22 protein-coding genes and 2 pseudogenes are annotated in these 20,067 nt (G+C 39.2%); 20 read left to right on the top strand and 4 right to left on the bottom strand.

Annotated elements, in window-relative coordinates; translation table 11 throughout:
• Positions 1–200: 200 nt before the first annotated feature.
• Positions 201–1,142 carry a sugar phosphate nucleotidyltransferase gene (locus BLS20_RS06415; RefSeq protein ID WP_090173438.1) on the bottom strand — a complete coding sequence of 314 codons (942 nt, stop codon included), beginning with the start codon at positions 1,140–1,142 and terminating at the stop codon, positions 201–203.
• Positions 1,143–1,317: 175 nt separating this feature from the next.
• Here BLS20_RS06415 and BLS20_RS06410 point away from each other — a divergent pair, with 175 nt between their 5' ends.
• The 4 genes from BLS20_RS06410 to rlmD all read left to right on the top strand — a co-directional run bounded on the left by BLS20_RS06410 (position 1,318) and on the right by rlmD (position 5,738).
• Complete coding sequence (locus BLS20_RS06410) at positions 1,318–1,605, top strand: YerC/YecD family TrpR-related protein (protein ID WP_090173437.1); 288 nt, start codon at positions 1,318–1,320, stop codon at positions 1,603–1,605.
• A gap of 58 nt (positions 1,606–1,663) precedes the next feature.
• Entirely contained in the window at positions 1,664–3,889 is a 2,226-nt protein-coding gene (gene pcrA, locus BLS20_RS06405; RefSeq protein ID WP_090173435.1) for a DNA helicase PcrA, read from the top strand.
• A 75-nt stretch (positions 3,890–3,964) separates the two neighbouring features.
• On the top strand, positions 3,965–4,180 hold the full coding sequence (locus BLS20_RS06400) for a hypothetical protein (RefSeq protein WP_090173433.1): 216 nt from the start codon (positions 3,965–3,967) through the stop codon (positions 4,178–4,180).
• Between the two features lie 91 nt (positions 4,181–4,271).
• On the top strand, positions 4,272–5,738 hold the full coding sequence (gene rlmD / locus BLS20_RS06395; protein ID WP_090173431.1) for a 23S rRNA (uracil(1939)-C(5))-methyltransferase RlmD: 1,467 nt from the start codon (positions 4,272–4,274) through the stop codon (positions 5,736–5,738).
• 6 nt (positions 5,739–5,744) lie between these two features.
• Here rlmD and BLS20_RS06390 read toward each other — a convergent pair whose 3' ends face one another.
• Positions 5,745–6,101: a helix-turn-helix domain-containing protein gene (locus tag BLS20_RS06390; RefSeq protein WP_090173429.1), complete on the bottom strand. Its 357-nt coding sequence runs from the start codon at positions 6,099–6,101 to the stop codon at positions 5,745–5,747.
• A 98-nt stretch (positions 6,102–6,199) separates the two neighbouring features.
• Between BLS20_RS06390 and BLS20_RS06385 the strand changes: the two genes are divergently transcribed.
• The 5 genes and pseudogenes from BLS20_RS06385 to BLS20_RS13905 all read left to right on the top strand — a co-directional run.
• Positions 6,200–6,658: a hypothetical protein gene (locus BLS20_RS06385; RefSeq protein WP_090173427.1), complete on the top strand. Its 459-nt coding sequence runs from the start codon at positions 6,200–6,202 to the stop codon at positions 6,656–6,658.
• Positions 6,630–7,472 carry a DNA damage-inducible protein D gene (gene dinD / locus BLS20_RS06380; RefSeq protein ID WP_090173425.1) on the top strand — a complete coding sequence of 281 codons (843 nt, stop codon included), beginning with the start codon at positions 6,630–6,632 and terminating at the stop codon, positions 7,470–7,472. The genes BLS20_RS06385 and dinD overlap by 29 nt, the downstream gene beginning before the upstream one ends.
• Positions 7,465–8,412, top strand: a complete 948-nt coding sequence (locus BLS20_RS06375) for a hypothetical protein (RefSeq protein WP_090173424.1) — start codon at positions 7,465–7,467, stop codon at positions 8,410–8,412. The genes dinD and BLS20_RS06375 overlap by 8 nt, the downstream gene beginning before the upstream one ends.
• 181 nt (positions 8,413–8,593) lie before the next feature.
• On the top strand, positions 8,594–8,956 hold the full coding sequence (locus BLS20_RS06370; RefSeq protein WP_090173422.1) for a VOC family protein: 363 nt from the start codon (positions 8,594–8,596) through the stop codon (positions 8,954–8,956).
• A gap of 1 nt (position 8,957) precedes the next feature.
• Positions 8,958–9,107, top strand: a pseudogene (locus BLS20_RS13905) (CDP-alcohol phosphatidyltransferase family protein); the annotation flags it as partial.
• 49 nt (positions 9,108–9,156) lie between these two features.
• Here the strand turns inward: BLS20_RS13905 and BLS20_RS13500 are convergent.
• Positions 9,157–9,369, bottom strand: a pseudogene (locus BLS20_RS13500) (transposase); the annotation flags it as partial.
• A 115-nt stretch (positions 9,370–9,484) separates the two neighbouring features.
• Positions 9,485–11,260: a sensor domain-containing diguanylate cyclase gene (locus BLS20_RS06360; protein WP_090173418.1), complete on the bottom strand. Its 1,776-nt coding sequence runs from the start codon at positions 11,258–11,260 to the stop codon at positions 9,485–9,487.
• 146 nt (positions 11,261–11,406) lie between these two features.
• Between BLS20_RS06360 and BLS20_RS06355 the strand changes: the two genes are divergently transcribed.
• From BLS20_RS06355 to BLS20_RS06305, 11 genes are all read left to right on the top strand, one after another.
• Complete coding sequence (locus BLS20_RS06355; RefSeq protein WP_090173415.1) at positions 11,407–11,601, top strand: hypothetical protein; 195 nt, start codon at positions 11,407–11,409, stop codon at positions 11,599–11,601.
• Positions 11,602–11,686: 85 nt separating this feature from the next.
• Positions 11,687–12,049: a helix-turn-helix domain-containing protein gene (locus BLS20_RS06350; protein WP_027207030.1), complete on the top strand. Its 363-nt coding sequence runs from the start codon at positions 11,687–11,689 to the stop codon at positions 12,047–12,049.
• Positions 12,050–12,071: 22 nt separating this feature from the next.
• Complete coding sequence (locus tag BLS20_RS06345) at positions 12,072–12,317, top strand: hypothetical protein (RefSeq protein ID WP_176762319.1); 246 nt, start codon at positions 12,072–12,074, stop codon at positions 12,315–12,317.
• Positions 12,318–12,476: 159 nt separating this feature from the next.
• On the top strand, positions 12,477–14,243 hold the full coding sequence (locus BLS20_RS06340) for an adenylyl-sulfate reductase subunit alpha (RefSeq protein WP_176762318.1): 1,767 nt from the start codon (positions 12,477–12,479) through the stop codon (positions 14,241–14,243).
• A 15-nt stretch (positions 14,244–14,258) separates the two neighbouring features.
• Positions 14,259–14,576 carry a 4Fe-4S dicluster domain-containing protein gene (locus tag BLS20_RS06335; protein WP_090173411.1) on the top strand — a complete coding sequence of 106 codons (318 nt, stop codon included), beginning with the start codon at positions 14,259–14,261 and terminating at the stop codon, positions 14,574–14,576.
• 13 nt (positions 14,577–14,589) lie between these two features.
• Positions 14,590–15,492, top strand: coding sequence for a sulfate adenylyltransferase subunit CysD (gene cysD, locus BLS20_RS06330; protein ID WP_090173409.1), 903 nt, complete (start codon positions 14,590–14,592; stop codon positions 15,490–15,492).
• Position 15,493: 1 nt separating this feature from the next.
• Positions 15,494–17,140, top strand: coding sequence for a sulfate adenylyltransferase subunit 1 (locus BLS20_RS06325; protein ID WP_090173407.1), 1,647 nt, complete (start codon positions 15,494–15,496; stop codon positions 17,138–17,140).
• Between the two features lie 116 nt (positions 17,141–17,256).
• Positions 17,257–18,513 carry an O-acetylhomoserine aminocarboxypropyltransferase/cysteine synthase family protein gene (locus BLS20_RS06320; RefSeq protein ID WP_090173405.1) on the top strand — a complete coding sequence of 419 codons (1,257 nt, stop codon included), beginning with the start codon at positions 17,257–17,259 and terminating at the stop codon, positions 18,511–18,513.
• Positions 18,514–18,527: 14 nt separating this feature from the next.
• Positions 18,528–18,737 carry a sulfur carrier protein ThiS gene (thiS, locus tag BLS20_RS06315; protein ID WP_090173403.1) on the top strand — a complete coding sequence of 70 codons (210 nt, stop codon included), beginning with the start codon at positions 18,528–18,530 and terminating at the stop codon, positions 18,735–18,737.
• Positions 18,738–18,778: 41 nt separating this feature from the next.
• Positions 18,779–19,594, top strand: coding sequence for a thiazole biosynthesis adenylyltransferase ThiF (gene thiF, locus BLS20_RS06310; protein ID WP_090173401.1), 816 nt, complete (start codon positions 18,779–18,781; stop codon positions 19,592–19,594).
• 38 nt (positions 19,595–19,632) lie between these two features.
• The gene (locus BLS20_RS06305; RefSeq protein ID WP_090173399.1) at positions 19,633–20,049 is read left to right on the top strand and encodes a M67 family metallopeptidase; all 417 of its coding nucleotides are present in this window, start codon (positions 19,633–19,635) and stop codon (positions 20,047–20,049) included.
• The last annotated feature ends 18 nt before the right edge of the window (positions 20,050–20,067 follow it).

Below are 20,067 nucleotides of genomic sequence, written 5' to 3'. Positions count from 1 at the left end.
GTTAAACGCTCCGCGAGGATGCGCACGGATTCGGACAGGAATTTGTCTGCTGAAGCAGACCCGAATCCGGCGCGCAAGACTCGCGAGCGAGTCTTGACTTGATTTATGGGGAATATTATTGAGTTGATTAAAATATAGAGCAGTGGATATCCTAACGGGTATCTACTGCTCCTTTGTTTTAGAAAATATTTTACTTATTACTAGATATTAACCGGAGTGCCAAACAGTGGTTGCGGATAGACACCGGCTCTGGTGATTCTAGAAAGAGCAAGAACCGTTGGGAACTTGTCCTCGTGATAGGTGATACCATACCATTTATCCTTGCAAGGAAGCACTTTGACGGTAGCTTTGTCTTCAGCCATAAGAGAAGATACAACGCTTGGAAGGAAATATTCCGCTTTTTCAGGCGCATTCTTCAAAGCATCCTCTAAAAAGGCAGGGAAACGCTTTTCGATTTCTTCAAGAAAACTTTTGGAAAATCCCCAAAGATTCATAGAAACAGGGGAATTACCGTCGATAGAAGTAAACGTGATGCCATCATCTAGGGAATATTCGCAGTTTCCTTGTTCATCACCTTTAATCTTCGTGTATTCCTGGATGGAAGAAAGGTAGGAGTTGTTTCCGATTGTGCAGACTCCGCGAGAAACAGTACCATTTGGAGAAATTGTATTTTTCAGCTCATAAGATACCATGGCATAGCGGAATTTGCTGTCATCTTGTGTACGTGTCAAATAGTTATAAATAAGTTCAAAGGCTGAGGTGCCGTAATAATCATCCGCATTAATTACTGCAAACGGTCCATCAATGACATCCTTTGCGCAAAGAAGTGCGTGAGCAGTACCCCAAGGCTTACTTCTGTCGCCGGGAACCTGAAAGCCTTCCGGAAGGGCATTGATTTCCTGATATGCATAACGTACGTTCATATATTTGGAAATACGATCGCCGATTTCGGATTTAAATTTAGATTCGATTTCTTTTTTTATGATGAAGACCACATCTTCAAATCCTGCTTTCTTGGCATCATAGATGGAAAATTCCATAATTGGTTCTCCACAAGTGCCAATCGCATCGAGTTGTTTGAGTTTATCACCATAACGACTGCCGACGCCGGCTGCCATAATTACCAATACCGGTTTGTTCAAAATAGATTACCTCCTCGTAGTCAGATTTATAAGACTTTGTTCATTATATAGGATAAAAGAGGTTTCGTCCAATTTTTCTATATTTACTTTACAACTTTAATATGTTAAAATCTCACTAGATTGCATTTCGGACATAATCCGAAAAAGAATAATTATTAATTCGGGGTGAATCACAGTGGGAAAAGAACTACGAACAGAAGCGATTTCACAATTGTTTGATGCTGTATTATCGCTTGAAAATAAAGAAGAATGTTACCGTTTTTTTGAGGATGTATGTACAGTGAATGAATTACTTTCGCTATCTCAAAGGTTTGAAGTTGCGAAGATGCTTCGGGAAGAAAAGACATATCAGGACATTGCAGAACTGACAGGTGCTTCAACGGCTACAATTAGTAGAGTGAATCGAGCACTGAATTATGGTAATGACGGGTACGATATGGTATTTGAACGGTTGAAGAAATAAGAAAGAGCATCAGGGAATCAATTCCCCTGATGCTTTCTTTATCAGATGGGAGTATAGAATGTACGAAGAGTTAAATGATAGACAATTAGAGGCTGTAAAGCATACGCAAGGGCCGCTTTTAATTTTGGCAGGAGCCGGATCGGGAAAAACGAAAGTGTTAACGAGCCGAATTGCTTTTTTAATAGAGAATAATGTAGCTCCATATAAGATTTTGGCAATTACATTTACCAATAAGGCGGCAGGAGAGATGAGGGAGCGAGTCGATCGCGCAGTCGGATTTGGAGCAGATGCGATTTGGGTTGCGACATTTCATTCTACCTGCGTAAGAATACTACGGCGCTATGCGGATCGAATCGGATATGAGAATCATTTTACAATTTATGATAGTGATGACCAAAAGCATTTGATTAAAACAATCTGTAAAAAGCTTAATATCGATACGAAAAGATTCAAAGAAAAGACATTTATGGCGGAGATATCCGGAGCAAAGGATAAGCTGATAAATCCGACAGAGTATGCACGGGAAGCAAACGGAGATTACGTGAAGTCCACATATGCGCAGGTTTATCGGGAATATCAAAGTGCTTTAAAGAAAAACAATGCCATGGATTTTGATGATTTGATTGTGCAGACGGTTGAATTGTTGCAAAAAGATGAAACGGTATGCCGGCAATATCAGGAACGATTTGAGTATGTGATGGTAGATGAATACCAGGACACCAATACAGCGCAGTTTGAACTTATTCGGTTATTGGCGGGAAAATATGAGAATCTTTGTGTCGTTGGTGATGATGATCAATCCATATACAAATTTAGAGGGGCAAATATTCAAAATATTCTTAATTTTGAACAGTATTATCCAAAAGCGCATGTGATTCGACTTGAGCAAAATTATCGTTCTACACAAAATATCTTAAATGCGGCGAACAGTGTGATAAGAAATAACTATGGTCGTAAGGAGAAGACGCTTTGGACAGAGAATCCAACAGGAAATAAGATTGTATTTAAACAATTTGAAAATGGGGATGAAGAAGCATATTTTGTGTCTCATGATATTGCAGCAAAGGTAAAAGAAGGTACGTTTGGGTACTCAGATTGTGCGATTCTTTATCGAACCAATGCGCAATCGCGATTGTTTGAAGAACGTTTTGTGGCAGAGAATATTCCGTATAAGATTATCGGGGGCGTAAACTTCTATGCGCGTAAGGAAATCAAGGATTTACTAAGCTACTTAAAGACGATAGACAATGCACGAGATGATCTGGCCGTAATGCGAATCATTAATGTACCAAAACGCGGGATTGGTGCAACAACAATTGCGAAAGTTTCCGGTTATGCGGATGAGCAGGGAATCGGCTTTTATGATGCGCTTTTAAGGGTGCAGGAAATCTCTTCGGTTTCTAGAGCAGCTGCCAAGATAGAAACATTTGTCCAATTTGTTCAAGTGATGCGTACGAAGCTGTTAAGCGGCTTGTCTATAAGAGAATTGATAGAAGAGATTATCGAGCAGACCGGCTATGTTCGGGAATTAGAGGCAGAAGGTACAGATGAGGCACTTTCTCGTATAGAAAATATTGACGAATTAATCAATAAAATTGCAACCTACGAAGAAGAGGTTGATGAGCCGACTTTGGGTGGATTCTTAGAAGAGGTTGCCCTGATTGCAGATATTGACAATTTAGAAGAGGAAAGTGAATATGTGGTATTGATGACACTGCACAGCGCCAAAGGGTTAGAGTTTCCAAATGTTTATCTGGCCGGCCTTGAAGACGGGCTGTTTCCTTCTTATATGTCCATCTCTTCGGGGGATGAATCCGAAGTTGAAGAAGAACGTCGCCTGATGTATGTGGGAATTACAAGAGCAATGAAACAGCTGACAATTACCTCAGCTAGAATGCGAATGGTGCGAGGGGAAATAAATTTTGCCAGAGTTTCTAGATTTGTAAAGGAAATTGATTCGACACTTTTGACCGGAACAATTAACGAGACAAGACCGATTCGTGAGCAGAGTCCGTCAAGACAGGCAAAGTCTGCTTTTAAACAAAATTCTTATCTGACTAAGTCAAGTGCACCTAAGCGTGAAGCAAAAGATTTTGGGAAGGCTTCTTTGTCGGAAGGTCAGCTTGAATATGTTGTAGGAGATCGCGTGCGACACATGAAATTCGGAGAAGGTCTTGTACAGGAAATCGTGCGTGGAGGTCGTGATTTTGAGGTGACGGTTTTGTTTGATAATTATGGTGTCAAGAAAATGTTTGCTACATTTGCAAAATTGAAAAAAATCTAGTATCGAGATATTAGATGTGCTATAATTAGTGCAAGTTATTTGAACGTATAATTAATTGATAAAGGAGTGGGATCCATGAGTGATTTAATTAAATTTGAAAAATTGAGTAATATGTTGGCGAATCGAGATAAGAAGAAGTTCCGCAGATTTTTGATTGTAGCAGGTATCATTGTTGCTGCGGGCGTTGCATTCTATTTCCTGTATCGTTATTTTGCACCGGATTATATCGATGAATATGATGACGGTTTTGATGATGACTTTGATGATGATTTCTTTGATGATGAGGATTAATCATTTCTTACGGATTTAGAGATTTAGAAGTAAAATGAAGAAGGGCTCTTGTTTTAGGGCCTTTTTTATTTTGCATAAAAAAGGAGATACTATGAAAAAAGGTCAGATTGTAGAAGCTAATGTAGAAAGAATCGGATTTCCGAACAAAGGGATTGCTGTTACGGAAGAAGGAGAACAGATTCTGATTAAGAATGCTTTGCCGGGGCAACGAATTCAGGCTAGAGTATCCAAAAAACGAAAAGGAAAAGCAGAAGGAACGTTGCTTTCGGTCATTGAAAAAGCACCTAATGAGCTTGCGATTCCTCGTTGTAAGCATGCTGGAATTTGTGGCGGATGTCTGTATCAATCGATGGATTATGATACGCATCTTCAGATTAAGTATAATCAGGTAAAGGAACTCCTTTATATGCTAGAGGATGATGTATTTGAAGGCGTAAAACCTTCGCCTAAGATGGATGGTTATCGGAATAAGATGGAGTATTCCTTTGGAGACGAGATGAAGGATGGGCCTTTGACACTGGGAATGCATAAAAGAGGTAGCTTTCACGATATTGTTCCGGTAGGGGATTGCAGAATTGCATGCGAAGATTTCGGAAAGATTCTTGAGATGACGATGCTTTATTTTCGGGAACGCAAGATTCCTTTTTTTCATAAAAATACGCATAAAGGTTATTTGAGACATTTACTATTGCGACGAGGAGAAAAGACCGGTGAGATTTTAGTGTGTCTGGTGACAAGTACACAGACGGATGAACTTGGATGTAGAGAAGAACAGCTTTTAGAACAATGGAAAACACAGTTGTTAAACTTGCCATTGGAGTCGCAAATTGCCGGTATATTACAGATACAAAATGATTCACTTGCGGATGCGGTTATCAATCAGGGAATGACAACACTTTACGGTAAGGATTATTTTTATGAGGAATTGCTCGGACTGAAGTTTAAGATTACGCCATTTTCCTTTTTTCAGACCAATTCCCTTGGTGCGGAAGTGCTTTATGAGACAGCCAGAGATTTTATTGGTTCAGCCGGGGATGATAAAATTGTATATGATTTGTACAGTGGTACAGGAACGATTGCACAGCTTATGGCAGCATCAGCCCAAAAGGTTATTGGGGTTGAAATTGTAGAAGAAGCTGTGAAAGCTGCCCGTGAGAATGCAAAGGAAAATCACATTGAAAATTGTGAGTTCATTGCAGGGGATGTATTTGCGGTGCTGGATAATATTGAACAAAAACCGGATTTCCTTGTGGTAGATCCTCCGCGAGAAGGGGTTCTTGCAAAGGCTCTGAAAAAATTGTTATCCTACGAGGTGGAAAGTTTAGTGTACATATCTTGTAAACCAACTTCGCTTGCTAGAGATCTTGAAATGCTGCTAGAGGCCGGATATGAGGTGAAAAGAGTCTGTTGTGTAGATATGTTTCCGTTTACGGCTAATATTGAGACCTGTTGTTTGCTCGAACGACTTCGAAATGCAAAGGATCATGTCACGTTTACGCTTGATATGGAAAACTATTATCGGGTTAAGGACGCAGAGGCAGATAAAGAAAAACGATAATACAAACTAATCGTTTTTGGTCAGCTGATGGTAATAAGTAAGCAAGCGTTGCAAAGTTGTGTCATCTGCGCTTTGAGTGTTCTTTATCAGTTCAAATAAGATAGGATTACTACTTTTATGAATGTTTATTACATCAGGGGAAATATCATCTGTTTCTCCTGATAAATAGGCAACTGATGTATTCATTTTCTCCGCTATCGATATTATGACCTGTGGAGAAGGCCTGCGGTCACCTGCTTCATATCTAACGTAGGATGCAGCCGTTAATCCAATCCGCCGTGCAGCTTCAGCTTTGGAAAGGTTAAGCCTTTCTCTTGCCGATTTGAGTCGTTCAGGAATAAGAGTATTGTTCGTATGGTTCATAATAACCTCCTTGACAATTACCAATGGTAACAATATAATATTACCATTGGTAATATTATATAAATCCAGACTATGAATGTCAAGGAAGGTGACGGATTATGAAATTGGAAGTAGAGATGACGGAAGAACAGCTAAACTTACTGATTTTGTCTACGGAAATATATGGACGTATTCTGATGAATCAACCAGATCTGGTTGCTGACATTATTGCTGAAGACAGGTTTTTCTATGATAAAAATGATCCTGAGAATGACAGGCGATTTCATGAATGGATTAAAGATAGAGATGAAATGACGGAGAAGCTGAGAATGGCGCTGAACGTAATGTTTCATGATTCCTATAAAAGCGACACCTGCCGGGACCTCATTGATATATGGCGTGTTCTCAGGCATCTTCAATATAATATTTCTGACAATATTGATAAGAGTCTTTATGATGTGAGAGCTTCCGAACCATACCACGGTGGAACCGAACCGCTTATGCGGGTTCGCATTTTGGAAAAGTTGGAGGTAGCAGGAGGGGAAAGACTTGGAGAAAAAAGCAATAATACAGTATAAGAAAAGATTTGATGATATCAGGCATGAAGAGAATGGCATTGAATTCTGGTATGCAAGAGAGTTGATGGAACTGCTGGAATATGCTCAATGGAGAAATTTTGAGAAGACCATAGAAAAGGCAAAGACTTCTTGTGAAAACAATGGGATAACTGTAAAGGATCATTTTGCTGATGTCAGCAAAATGATAAAAATCGGTAAAGGCGGAAATCGAGAAGTGGATGATTATATGCTCACTCGTTATGCCTGCTATCTCATTGCTGAGAATGGAGATCCCCGAAAGGAACAGATTGCATTCGCGCAGAGTTATTTTGCGGTGCAAACAAGAAAGCAGGAACTTATTGAAGAACGAATTGCATATATAGAAAGAACAGAAGCGCGTGGTAAGCTTAGGGAGTCGGAAAAGCGACTATCTCAGAATATCTATGAGCGTGGTGTTGACGATGCCGGGTTCGCAAGAATACGCTCAAAAGGTGATCAGGCTTTATTTGGAGGACATACCACCAAAGAAATGAAAGAACGTCTTGGTGTCAAGGACTCAAGGCCGTTGGCGGATTTTTTGCCGACACTTACAATAGCAGCCAAGAATCTTGCAACAGAGATGACAAATTACAATGTTGAAGAAAAGGATTTACAAGGGGAGTCTGCTATAACGGTTGAACATGTTGACAACAACAGTTCAGTAAGAGAGATGCTGGGGCAAAGGGGAATCAAACCGGAAAATCTTCCTCCTTCTGAGGATATTAGAAAACTGGAAAGAAAAGTACAAAAGGAAGATAAGCAACTTGCTAAGAAATCGGGGAAACTTCATGAATAGAATCAGTCTGTTTAGAACCAGAATAGTGATTGAAGACAAGGTATACTTATTAGCAAAGGATGTCTGGAAAGCACTTGGATGCAAAAGCATAGAACAGTTACAAGGTGAATATCCTGAAATAGTTAAACATATTAAAGAATTACCAACCTTGGTTTTGGAATGCGATTTTAATACTATCTTAACGTCCGACATAGAAGCAATGAAAAAGCTTAAACATATAGAGATTACGCGCGTTGAGACTTTGCGAAATAACACAGAAGCGATAAAGAGTATCTATCCGCTCAAGTTTATGGTGGCCGGAAAAATGTTTGAGAATGATGCAAGGAAGGCAGGCTATCAGAGCGTTAATGAATATATTGAAGATGTTGACTATGTTAAGGAAATCAAGAACGAAAAAGAAAAATTGATTTCAAAGAGAGATTTGATAGATAGTATAAGTCAAAGCAGAGTCAAGCTTTTCGAATTAATAGACGCTGATGTCCTTGACAAGAATAATCTTCAAATTCAACAGTATATCCACATCAATAATGGAACTCCTTATAGTGAGAGTTTTATTGTTGGGCAGGGCATATTTTTTTCTGTATATGATGACGGCTATGCATTTGATGAATTGAGAATTGAGAACAAGGACCTTATTATACCAACATATGATTATGAGGAGGATGATCCAAATAAGAATTATGGTCATGATCCGGGTTTGAGAGACTACAGAGAGTATAGCTGTCTGGAGAATATTTTGTATTTAATTACACATAAAGATGTTGAAGACGCGGGTGTAAATCTTATGAGTTGTAACGCGCCGGGGATTAGTTTTTATATCTCACAGGCTGAAGTGATAAAACTCCTTAACCCTAATATGTACAGAGATATAGTACTTATAGATGGTGACATGGATTTTGCTTATTCAAAAACAGTTACAAAAGATGCTCTAATAGAATAAAGAATATTGCTGAGGTAGCCACTCTATGTCATTATGATATTTGGTTGCTCAAGTAAACAACAGTCGAGACCGTGGTTCAGTTGATTAACCAAAATGCGAAGGCGAAGCATCATGTGAATATTGGTGTAGACGCTGAGGATTATTACAGGATTAAGGATTCTGAGAAAAAGAAAGGAAGATAATGAAGCTTAAAAATGTGCTGATCGTTGTAAAAGACATCGAGAGAGCCAGACAGTTTTATCATGATCTGTTCGGTCTTGAGATGATTCATGACAATGATGGAAATATGATCCTGACAGAAGGGATGGTACTGCAGGAGGAAAAATACTGGAAAGAGTTCCTTGGGAAAGAAATCATTCCGGAGAATAATGCCGGTGAGCTCTATTTTGAGGAACGTGACATAGAAGGCTTTGTGGAAAAACTTGAAAAGTATTATCCGGATGTGAAATACGTCAACAGGCTTATGACGCATAGCTGGGGACAGAAGGTCATACGCTTCTATGATCCGGATGGGAACCTGATAGAAGTAGGGACACCGATGTAAAATGGCTAATATCATAACTGGAATCAGACTAGTGCTCAGCGTTGCTTTATTGTTCTGTCCGGCATTATCGCCAATGTTTTATGCACTGTATATAGCTGCCGGATTCTCAGATATGATTGATGGTGCTGTGGCAAGGAAAACAGGTACCGTCAGTGAGTTCGGCTCAAAGCTGGATACGATTGCAGATATGGTATTTGTAGCGGTACCCATACATGTCGAGTTACCACTTTTACATGGTTCTTACTTGCTGTACATTGGCTCAAGAAATCACACTTCTCGCAGATGTGCCCACAGCTTTTATATTCCTTATAACCATCTCTGTTTGTAGTACTGTATTTTAGTATCTGGTCATTAGGACAAATATAGCAATCATTGTATTCATCATAAACATACTCATATTTTTTGAAAAAACCTGCTTAAAATCGACATTTTTACAAATATACATAAAGAAAAGGCCGCGATAAAAACGACCTTTGTCTTCACTCTGAGGGCCGGCCCCTCTGATTGCGTTACTGGTGAGTTAGATTGTTATTCTTTAAATACAACCTTGTTTCTTCCTGTTTCCTTTGCCTCATAAAGTCCATCGTCAGCTCTTTTTATAAAGCTGTCCTTGGTATCTGTTTCTTTTGCCATAGTTACACCGATGCTGATGGTTACGTGTTTTACATTTACAAAGTAGGCTTCATCGATAAGGCTTCGTATTGTCTCTGCGAACTCAAGGGCTTCCTCCTTGGATGCAGGAAGCATGCACAGAAATTCTTCGCCTCCCCATCTGCCAAATACATAGTCCTCTTTCAGTTCGTTTCTTACCAGGTTTACAGTGCTTCTAAGGACTTCATCTCCAGCGTCATGGCCAAAGGTATCGTTGACCTGCTTGAAGTGATCTATATCCATGAATAGAAGAGCAAACTCTTTTTCTGAATCTGTCTGTTTCTGCTCCATGGCCGCAGATATCTTATTATCAAGTTCCCAGCGGTTAAAGACCTGAGTCAGTCTGTCTGTAGTTGCTATCTTTCCAAGTTCTTTGTTAAAGTCATCAAGCTCTTTTGACATGCTTTCAAGGAAGATCAGGATGCGATCGATAAATGGAATCTCGACGTTCTGACTCTGGGAGAGTTCTGTGCAGTCATCAAAGAAATTGGTATCGATACTCCTGCATGGGATTATCTGATTCTTATGGCCTTCTTCTTTCATGCCAACAGCCACAAGTGCACTGCTAAGGTCGCCGCCCTGCCTGTCTGGTGTCACCATGATCTCCGCATATCCTGTGGTAAAAGACATCTGAGGAACAACGGACTTGTACCTTTCAAGTTCTTCCTGATATCCCTGCTTTAAGAATCTCATTCGGTTTCCACATTCAAACACATATAAAGCTTCTGGAGCAAAAAACTTAAGATCTCTTACTGACTGGGCTGACAGACGTCCAAGCTTTACAGGATCTGCATAGGACAGACGGAAGTGCTCCCCGGGATAGACGTCAGTTGTAAAGTGAAGGGCTCCTTTATCGTCACAGCCAGATGGAACCCTGGCCATTAGAATGTCATTGCGATGAAGGATCAGAGGAAATTCACAGACATTCTGAACAAAATAACGTCCCGGTTTTACATTTAAATATTTTTCATAAATCTCTACTGCAGGCTTTCCGTCTATTTCTGTGATGATGTGGTCTCCATCTACTTTTGTGATGGCCATCTCCATACCAATCTCCTGCCATCCAAGATTGTGCTCGACATAAACACTTAGGTCTTCACTGCAGAAAATCACAGCAATAATAGCGTTGTCATAACAGTTTTTTCCATAGACATGATTCTGATTGAGAGCTCTGATACTGCGTCCGGCCTTGGCACCAAAGACTGGTATTTCATGGTGCAAAAATTCCCTGGTAAAGGTGGTTATGGTGGAACGATTTGAAGCATAGACTATCTGCATGGCGCAGGCATCAGGCGTGTTTTCAAGTACCTCGTTAGTTTTTCGACCTGCCACGAATGCAGTGGTTTCATTAAGATCATATTCAAGATATGTAAGCGTTGTCTTAAAGAAGTAGGATACCGAAAGCTGTATTGGTCTGTCGGAAATGTCATATTTTACATCGGCGATATTGGCTGCAGTCATACCGGTGACGCAGGCTTTTGGGCACTGCTCATTAATGGTCACCACAACAGCCTGCTCATCAATATCAAGACGTGGATTAAACATTTGTATCAGGACACCGCTTGCAGAATTGTAATTGCTGCCTGTCTTAATTTCATCAAGTATTGGTAACAATTCCTCATAGTTGGTGAAAGAATAAGTCTTTTGTACCATAGATAATCTCCTAGTGTGAGAATAAACATTTATACATCTATATTATATCGCATTTTATATGACGAGACAAACGCACAGGTGTACACCGATGCACTGCTTGCTAATTTGTGAAAGGCCAAAAATCTCATTCAAGGAAGGGGATAACTGTGAAGAATAAAGTGATAGTAAAAGACAAAGATGAATGGAGTTCTCTTGCAAACTTTATCGGAAATATAATAGCAAAATACGCTGATGAAATTGATTTTGATTCATTACTGGATCCTGATGTCTATCTTCAAAAAAGATATATATATGAATCTTATAAAGCGTATATGAAGTTCCGTAATAAGAAAACGAAGTAGAACATTGAAGGATATCATGAGGCGTGGTAAAATAAATTCACCAATATGAATGTTATATAAGTGAACAGAAAGCGAGGTATCACTCATGATTATCAGCGAAAGAATTATAAAGGTTTTGAAAGAACGCAATATGACTCAGGCGGAGTTTGCAAAGCAGGTAGGTATTTCAACCAGTACCATAAGCGAATGGAAAAAGAGAAAGACTAATCCTACTGTAGAAAAGATAATGGACATTTGCAACGTATTACAGATTACACCGGAACAATTGCTTACCGGTAAAGGAATTGAGGATGAAGAGGAAATTGCTGCAGCAAGTCCAGAAAGTAAATTCACTCCAGGCGATGTTCAGATGATTGAAGATTATCATAATCTCAAGGAAGAACAGCAGAAGCGTCTTATGGCTTATATGGAAGCACTGAAAAAGATAGAGAGTCTTGAGGATATGTAGTTAAAATTATTCGATTAAAAATTTGAACCAGTGGTTTGCGGCCGATTTTCTAAACCAATATCCACCGCTTCGAATTAAGCCTAATACTGATTGTCATGATAGGCTTATTGTACTCGATTATGGATTATCAACAGAGCAAGCATACCATTGTGGAGCATCCAGTAAGGATGCAGGACGAAAACTCTGTGCTATTAACAAGGTGGAATCGGTACAAATGATTCGTCCGGTTGTTGATGCTTTGTTAAAACTTCCAGATAAAAGTATCTAAAGGCTTTAAGGACAAACAATTAGAAACATACATATATAACGAAAACTTATATGTAGTAATATGAAAAAACTATTATCCCTATTCCTAGCGATATGGTATGATTTAGAACGTCACAAGGATGGTAAACGTTTTCATAGCATTTAGTAGGAGATTAGAGGTGTGAATAATACAGAGCTGGAAGCAGATGTTCTGATAATAGGTGGTGGTACTGCAGGATGTTATGCAGCCTACACCTTAGGACAAAATAATAAAGACTTAAAAGTAATAATAGTTGAAAAAGCAAATATTAAGAGAAGCGGATGCCTTGCTGCCGGAGTTAATGCGATAAATGCATACATTACTAAAGGCAGGACTGCACAACAATACGTTGATTATTGCAAAAAAGATGCGGATGGAATAGTTCGTGAAGACCTGCTCTTATCGATGTCCAATAGACTTAATAGTGTAACTAAAGTTATGGAAGATTTGGGACTCGTAATACTTAAGGATTCAAATGGAGAGTATGTCAGCAGGGGAAATCGCAATATCAAGATTAATGGAGAAAATATTAAACCTATCCTTGCAGATGCTGTTAGACAGCAGCCTAATGTACAGATTCTAAATCATGTAAATATTACTGATCTTATATATCGTGATGGAGTTGTATATGGAGCTGTTGGATTTAGCACAACCTGTGAGGAATTTTTTTCATTTAAATGTGTAAACGTTCTCATAGCAACAGGTGGAGCGGCTGGATTATACAGACCTAATAATCCGGGATTCTCAAGACATAAGATGTGGTATCCTCCATTTAATACAGGCGCCGGATATGCAATGGGAATACTTGCAGGTGCGGAGATGACAACATTTGAGATGAGATTCATAGCACTTAGATGTAAGGACACAATTGCTCCTACGGGAACGATTGCACAAGGAGTTGGAGCTAAGCAAACCAATTCCAGAGGTGAAGTATATGAATCTAAATATGGAATCACAACATCTAACAGATTGTACGGAACGGTCACAGAGAACAGAGAAGGGCGAGGACCATGTTATCTGGATACGACTCATATCAGTAGTGAACAGGAAGAGGACTTGTATAAGGCATACCTCAATATGGCACCTAGTCAGACACTTAAGTGGCTGGAGTCAGGTGCAGGACCGAAAGGCAAACCAGTTGAAATAGAAGGTACGGAACCGTATATAGTTGGAGGGCATACAGCAAGCGGATTCTGGGTAGATAACGACAGGCGCACAACTATAAAGGGACTGTATGCTGCTGGAGATGTTGCTGGAGGCGCACCACAGAAATATGTTACAGGTGCACTGGCAGAGGGCGAAATAGCTGCTGAAGCGATTGCACAAGACATAGATAGTAAGAGACGATTAGAAACCCAAAAAGATGTTACTGAAAATATAGATTTGTTTATAAGGCAGATAGTTACAGATAAATTTAGAGAATATGAATCATATCTGAAAAATAAAGATAACGTAGAAGACTTTGTAGCAACTATTACTATAGACCAGATGGAAATGGCCATGCAGAAAGCAATGGATGAATATGCAGGTGGAATATCCAGAAACTATCAATATAACGAAGCGGAACTGGGCCTTGCAAGAGAACATATAGAAAGACTTCAGAGAATATTGCCACAGCTAAGAGCAGTAGATATGGATGATCTTCTCAGAATATATGAAATAAGAGAAAGACTTATCGTATGTTTAAATGTTATAGCTCATCTGAAGGCACGAAAAGAAACAAGATGGCATAGTTTCGCAGAAAATACAGATTATCCAGATAAGAGCAGTAAATGGCTCAAATATGTTAATTCCAGAAGGCTTCCAGATGGAGAGATAGAGATAATAGAGAGAAATCTTGTAGAGCATATTAAAGGAACTGATGGACACTACACAGATCCTTCAATATTGGCAAGGTACAGCGCATAAGGAGGTGGCTTCGGTATGAGCATATTCATAGACAGGAATAAGTGTGTGGGATGTGGAAAATGCGCTGATGTATGTCCGGGTAATCTGCTTAAGATTACAGATCATAAAGCAGTTATCAGACATCCGGAAGACTGTTGGGGATGTACCTCATGTCTTAAGGAATGCAAGGTTGAAGCTGTTAAGTTTTTCCTCGGAGCTGATATAGGGGGAAGAGGCAGCACTCTTACATATACATATGGTGATGACAATAGAACGGTCACTTGGAAAGTAATAAGTCCGGACAAAGTTGAAAGAGTAATTGTAATAGATACGCAGAAATCAAATAAATACTAAGGAGATATAAATTATGGGAAATTTATCACATCTGGATGCTCTTGAAGCAGAAGCTATATACATAATACGAGAAGTAGCTGCTGAATGTGAGAATCCAGTAATGCTGTACTCAATAGGAAAGGACAGCTCGGTAATGTTACATCTTGCGCTCAAGGCCTTTTATCCTGAAAAGCCACCATTTCCTTTTTTACATGTAGATACAACATGGAAATTCCACGAAATGATTGAGTTCAGAGATCATGTAGCAGAGAAGTATGGAATAGAGATGCTTGTGCATACCAATGAGCAGGGAGTAAAAGATGGTATAAATCCATTTGATCATGGCTCAGCATATACAGACATCATGAAGACACAGGCACTTAAACAGGCACTTGCCAAATACAAATTTACAGCAGCATTTGGTGGAGGAAGACGAGATGAAGAGAAGTCCAGAGCTAAAGAGAGAATCTTTTCATTTAGAAATGAAGCGCAGGCATGGGATCCCAAAAATCAGAGGCCTGAGATGTGGAAGCTATATAATGCACAGATTCACAAAGGCGAGAGCATAAGAGTATTTCCAATATCTAACTGGACTGAAAAAGATATATGGCAATATATCCAGAGAGAGCAGATTGAAATAGTTCCATTATATTTTGCCAAGGAAAGACCTGTTATCGAAAGAGACGGCAACATTATTATGGTAGACGATGACAGATTTAAGCTCAGAGATGGAGAAAAAATAGAGTATAAGAGTGTCAGATTCAGAACACTTGGATGCTATCCATTAACAGGCGGGGTTGAATCAAAGGCATCTACACTTGATGAAATTATAGAAGAGACACTTAGTTCGGTTGAGTCAGAGAGAACCAGCAGAGTAATAGATCATGATGGCGGAGTGGCCAGCATGGAGAAGAGAAAGAAGGAGGGCTATTTCTAGGATGAAAGGACTTCTTAAATTTATAACTTGCGGAAGTGTTGATGATGGAAAATCAACACTCATAGGACACATATTATATGATTCCAAGCTGCTATATGCAGATCAGGAAAAAGCCCTGTTACTAGATTCAAAAGTAGGAAGCAGAGGTGGAGAAATAGACTATTCACTTTTGTTAGATGGTCTTATGGCAGAAAGAGAGCAGGGCATCACAATTGATGTAGCCTACAGATACTTCACTACAGATAACAGAAGTTTCATTGTAGCTGATACTCCAGGACATGAGGAGTATACGAGAAATATGGCTGTTGGAGCATCATTTGCAGACCTTGCTGTTATTCTTATTGATGCCAAACAGGGCGTGTTGGTGCAGACAAGAAGACATGCCAGAATCTGTGCTCTTATGGGAATCAAATTCTTTGTCTTTGCAATCAACAAGATGGATCTTGTGGGATATAGCAGAGAACGTTTTGAGGAGATATCTGAACAGGTACAGGAGCTTTCAAGAGAACTTAATCTTCACAGCGTCAAGCTGATACCTGTATCTGCGACAGAAGGAGACAATGTAACTGTCAGAAGTACTAATACTTCATGGTATGAAGGACCAGCACTTCTTGAATATCTTGAACAGATAGATGTGGAAGATACTGTAGTAGAAAAAGGATTCTATCTCCCGGTTCAGAGAGTTTGCCGTCCTGACCATACATTTAGAGGATTTCAAGGTCAGATAGAATCTGGAAAAATCTCTGTAGGTGATGAGATAGTAGCACTTCCTGGTAAGGAAAAAGCGCATGTTAAGTCACTTATAGTAGCTGGAAACAACCAGAATACAGCAACAGTTGGACAGCCCGTTACTTTGCAGCTTGACAGAGAAATTGATGTATCAAGAGGAAGCGTTCTGGAAAGAGAAAGCGGAGTTAAAATCGCATCATCTGTATCGGCAACGATTCTATGGATGGATGATACAGACCTTCTGAAAGACGGAAACTTTCTTGTAAAACTGGGAACCAAAACAATTCCTGCCACACTTACAGATATTATCTACTCTATAAATGTTAATACTGGAGAGGAGCAGGTAACAAATTCTCTTAGCAAAAATGAAATAGCTTCTGTCAATATTTCTTTTGCAGACAAAATTGTTGTAGACATCTTCAAGGAGCATAAGACTCTGGGAGAGCTGATATTGATTGACCGTGTGACCAATATGACTTCTGCATGCGGAATAGTAACAGGAATATCAGAGGCAGAATCAGATGATACAGTTCTTACACCGGATAAAAGGGCAGCACTTATTGGTCATAAATCCGCAGTAGTAGAAGTTGCACTGCAGGAACCAGATTTGACCTATGATAAGGCAAGAGCAGTAGAATTAAGACTTCTGTCAGACAGTAGACACGCTTATCTGTATCAGAACATAGATACAGCAACTGACATAAAGGTTCTAAGAGCTCTTCAGCAGGCCGGTGTAATTGTATTGTACGTTGTTGCAAAGGGTACTGACACTACTGAAATCAGAAATTCCATAGGCTCAGAGAATTATTACAATAAATGGTCTGCGCTAACCGGAACAGATATTGAATCAATATATGAATATGTCAGAAAGATATCTTCTAATACAGAGAGCATTTCCAGAAATGCTGATTATATCTGATAACGGTTATAGCAAATGATTATAGCAAGGTATAGTTTATATGTATTAACAGTTACTGCCATATAGGATGTACCATTATCTAGAATTCAAAAATTATAAATGGAAAGGGGGATTATATGAATTTTAATACAAAGCTGTTACATGGTAAGAGTATACAGCCATATAGCGATGGAGCGACCCTTCCAGCGATAGCACAGGTCAGCGCATTTGCCTATGAAAGTGCTGAGCAGCAAGAAAAGGTATTTACACATAAAGCAATGGGATATGCATACACCAGAATCGGTAATCCTACAGTCGCAGCATTTGAGCAGAGGGTATGTGAATTAGAGGGCGGATCTTCCGCCCTAGCCTGTAGCTCTGGGATGGCAGCTGTTACATTATCACTTATTAATATACTGACTGCAGGGGATGAGATTATTACAAGTTCTGGATTATATGGAGGAACACTGGATTTATTCAAGGATCTGGAAAAATTTGGAATAAAAACTCATTTTGTAAATCCACTTACTAAAGAGAATGCCAGCAAAGTAATAAATGACAGAACTAGAGTAATATTTGGAGAAGTAGTCAGTAATCCAGCTCTAAATGTTCTGGATATAAAGAGTATTTCTGAATTTGCACATGAACATAATATACCGCTTATTGTTGACAGTACTACTGCAACACCGGCAGTAATTAATCCTATTAAGCTGGGAGCGGATATAGTAGTTCATTCATCGTCCAAGTATATAAATGGCGGAGGCAATTCAATAAGTGGAATAATAGTTGATAGTGGCAAGTTTAAATGGGATTTTGATAAGTTCAGGGCCCTTGAAGATTTTAGTAAATATCAGAACATGGCATACATGGTAAGACTTAGAACAGATACATGGGAGAATTTTGGAAGTTGTCTTGCTCCGCAGAATGCCTATTACAACATAATAGGAATGGAGACACTAGGGCTCAGAATGCAGAGAGTTAATGAAAATGCAGACAAGCTGGCAAGAGCACTTAACGAGATAGATGGGATTACAGTTAATTATCTGTCTCTTAATAGTCACCCATACCATGAGCTATATAAGACAGAGCTTAATGGAAACGGAGGAGCAATCCTGACAATACGTGTTGGCTCTAGAGAAAAGGCTTATAAAGTAATTAATAACCTGAAATATGTCCATATAGCTAGTAATATTGGCGATATCAGAACTCTTGCAATTCATCCTCAGTCAACACTGTATATACATTCAGACAAGGCACAGCAGGAAGCTGCAGGAGTCTATGAAGATACAATCAGGATAAGCGTAGGTATAGAGGATGCAGAAGACCTTATATATGATTTTACACAGGCAATTGAAAAGGCAAATGAAGAATTAGATAAAAAGGATAATAAATAAAGGAGAGTAGAAAAATGACAATAACAGTAGCAGGATCAAAAAAAGAAATAGAAAACGGAACTACAATTGCACAGTTAATTGAACTTGAAAATGTAGAGTCTCCAGAATATGTAACAGTTTCAGTTAATGAGGAATTTGCCAAAAGAGATGAATTTGAAACTCTTGAATTAAACGAAGGCGATGAAGTTGAATTCTTGTATTTCATGGGTGGCGGACAGAGATAAAGTGTATGACATTTGATTATGATAAATAGAAAGGTATAGAAATGGCTTTTACAAATGAACAGCTGGAGCGTTATTCCAGACATATTATTTTAAAAGAAATAGGTGTAAAAGGTCAGAAAAAGCTCTTAAACAGTAAAGTACTGATAATAGGAGCTGGCGGACTTGGTGCACCTGCAGCGCTGTATCTGGCAGCTGCCGGCGTTGGTACAATCGGAATTGTAGACGCAGATGTAGTTGATCTGTCCAATCTTCAGAGACAGGTAATACATTCAACTAATGACATAGGCAAACTCAAAGTGGAATCTGCCAAAGAATCTATGCTGGCAATAAACCCAGACATAACAGTTAATACATACCATGAGTTTGTTACAAGTGAGAATATCAAAGATCTTATAAGAGATTATGATTTTGTAATTGATGGAACTGACAATTTTCCTGCCAAATTTTTAATAAATGATGCATGCGTACAGGAGCGTAAGCCACTGTCACACGCAGGAATCATCAGATTTAAAGGGCAGCTTATGACAATTGTTCCAGGAGAAGGACCTTGCTACAGATGTGTATTCAAGAATCCACCACCACCAGAAGCTGTACCAACATGTAAGCAGGCTGGAGTGATCGGAGCTATGGGAGGTGTTATTGGATCACTTCAGGCTATGGAAGCAGTTAAATACATAACAGGAGTTGGTGAACTACTAGTAGGATATCTGCTGACATATGACGCACTCACGATGGAATTTAGAAAAGTTAAGCTTCCAGCCAGAGGAAAGGGCTGCGCCGTATGTTCTGATGAGCCAACTATTACAGAACTTATAGACTATGCGCAGGCTGCTTGCGAATGGCATCCTGGTGACTAGATACATGCCTGATTAATTAGAAAAAGGAACTTTTAATTATGAGAATTGAAATTACAAGAGATGACTATAACAAGATTCTGGAATATGCAAGACAGGAACTGCCTAATGAGGCATGTGGACTGATTGCTGGTACTGATGGAGATGATGGTGTAAGGAGAATTGAGAAGGTGTATTTACTGACTAATATAGACCACTCCAATGAACATTTCTCAATTGATCCTAAGGAGCATATTCAGTCAATTAAGGATATGAGGTCTAATGGACTTAAGCCACTTGGCAACTGGCATTCACATCCTGAGAGTCCATCAAGACCTTCAGAAGAAGATAAAAGACTTGCATATGATAAGGATGCAAGTTATATGATCCTATCACTTATGGATGATAACAACCCGGTTCTCAACTCATTTCATGTTGAGGAAGGAATAGTTACTAAGGAAGAACTTAAGCAAATTTAAAAATTGTAGGAGACAGAT

It is taken from the genome of Eubacterium oxidoreducens, from assembly GCF_900104415.1.
In the GTDB taxonomy this organism is placed as follows: Bacteria; Bacillota; Clostridia; order Lachnospirales; family Lachnospiraceae; genus Eubacterium_C; species Eubacterium_C oxidoreducens.
The sequence above is the reverse complement of the archived record's forward strand: the minus strand, read 5'-3'. Positions and strand labels throughout refer to the sequence as shown.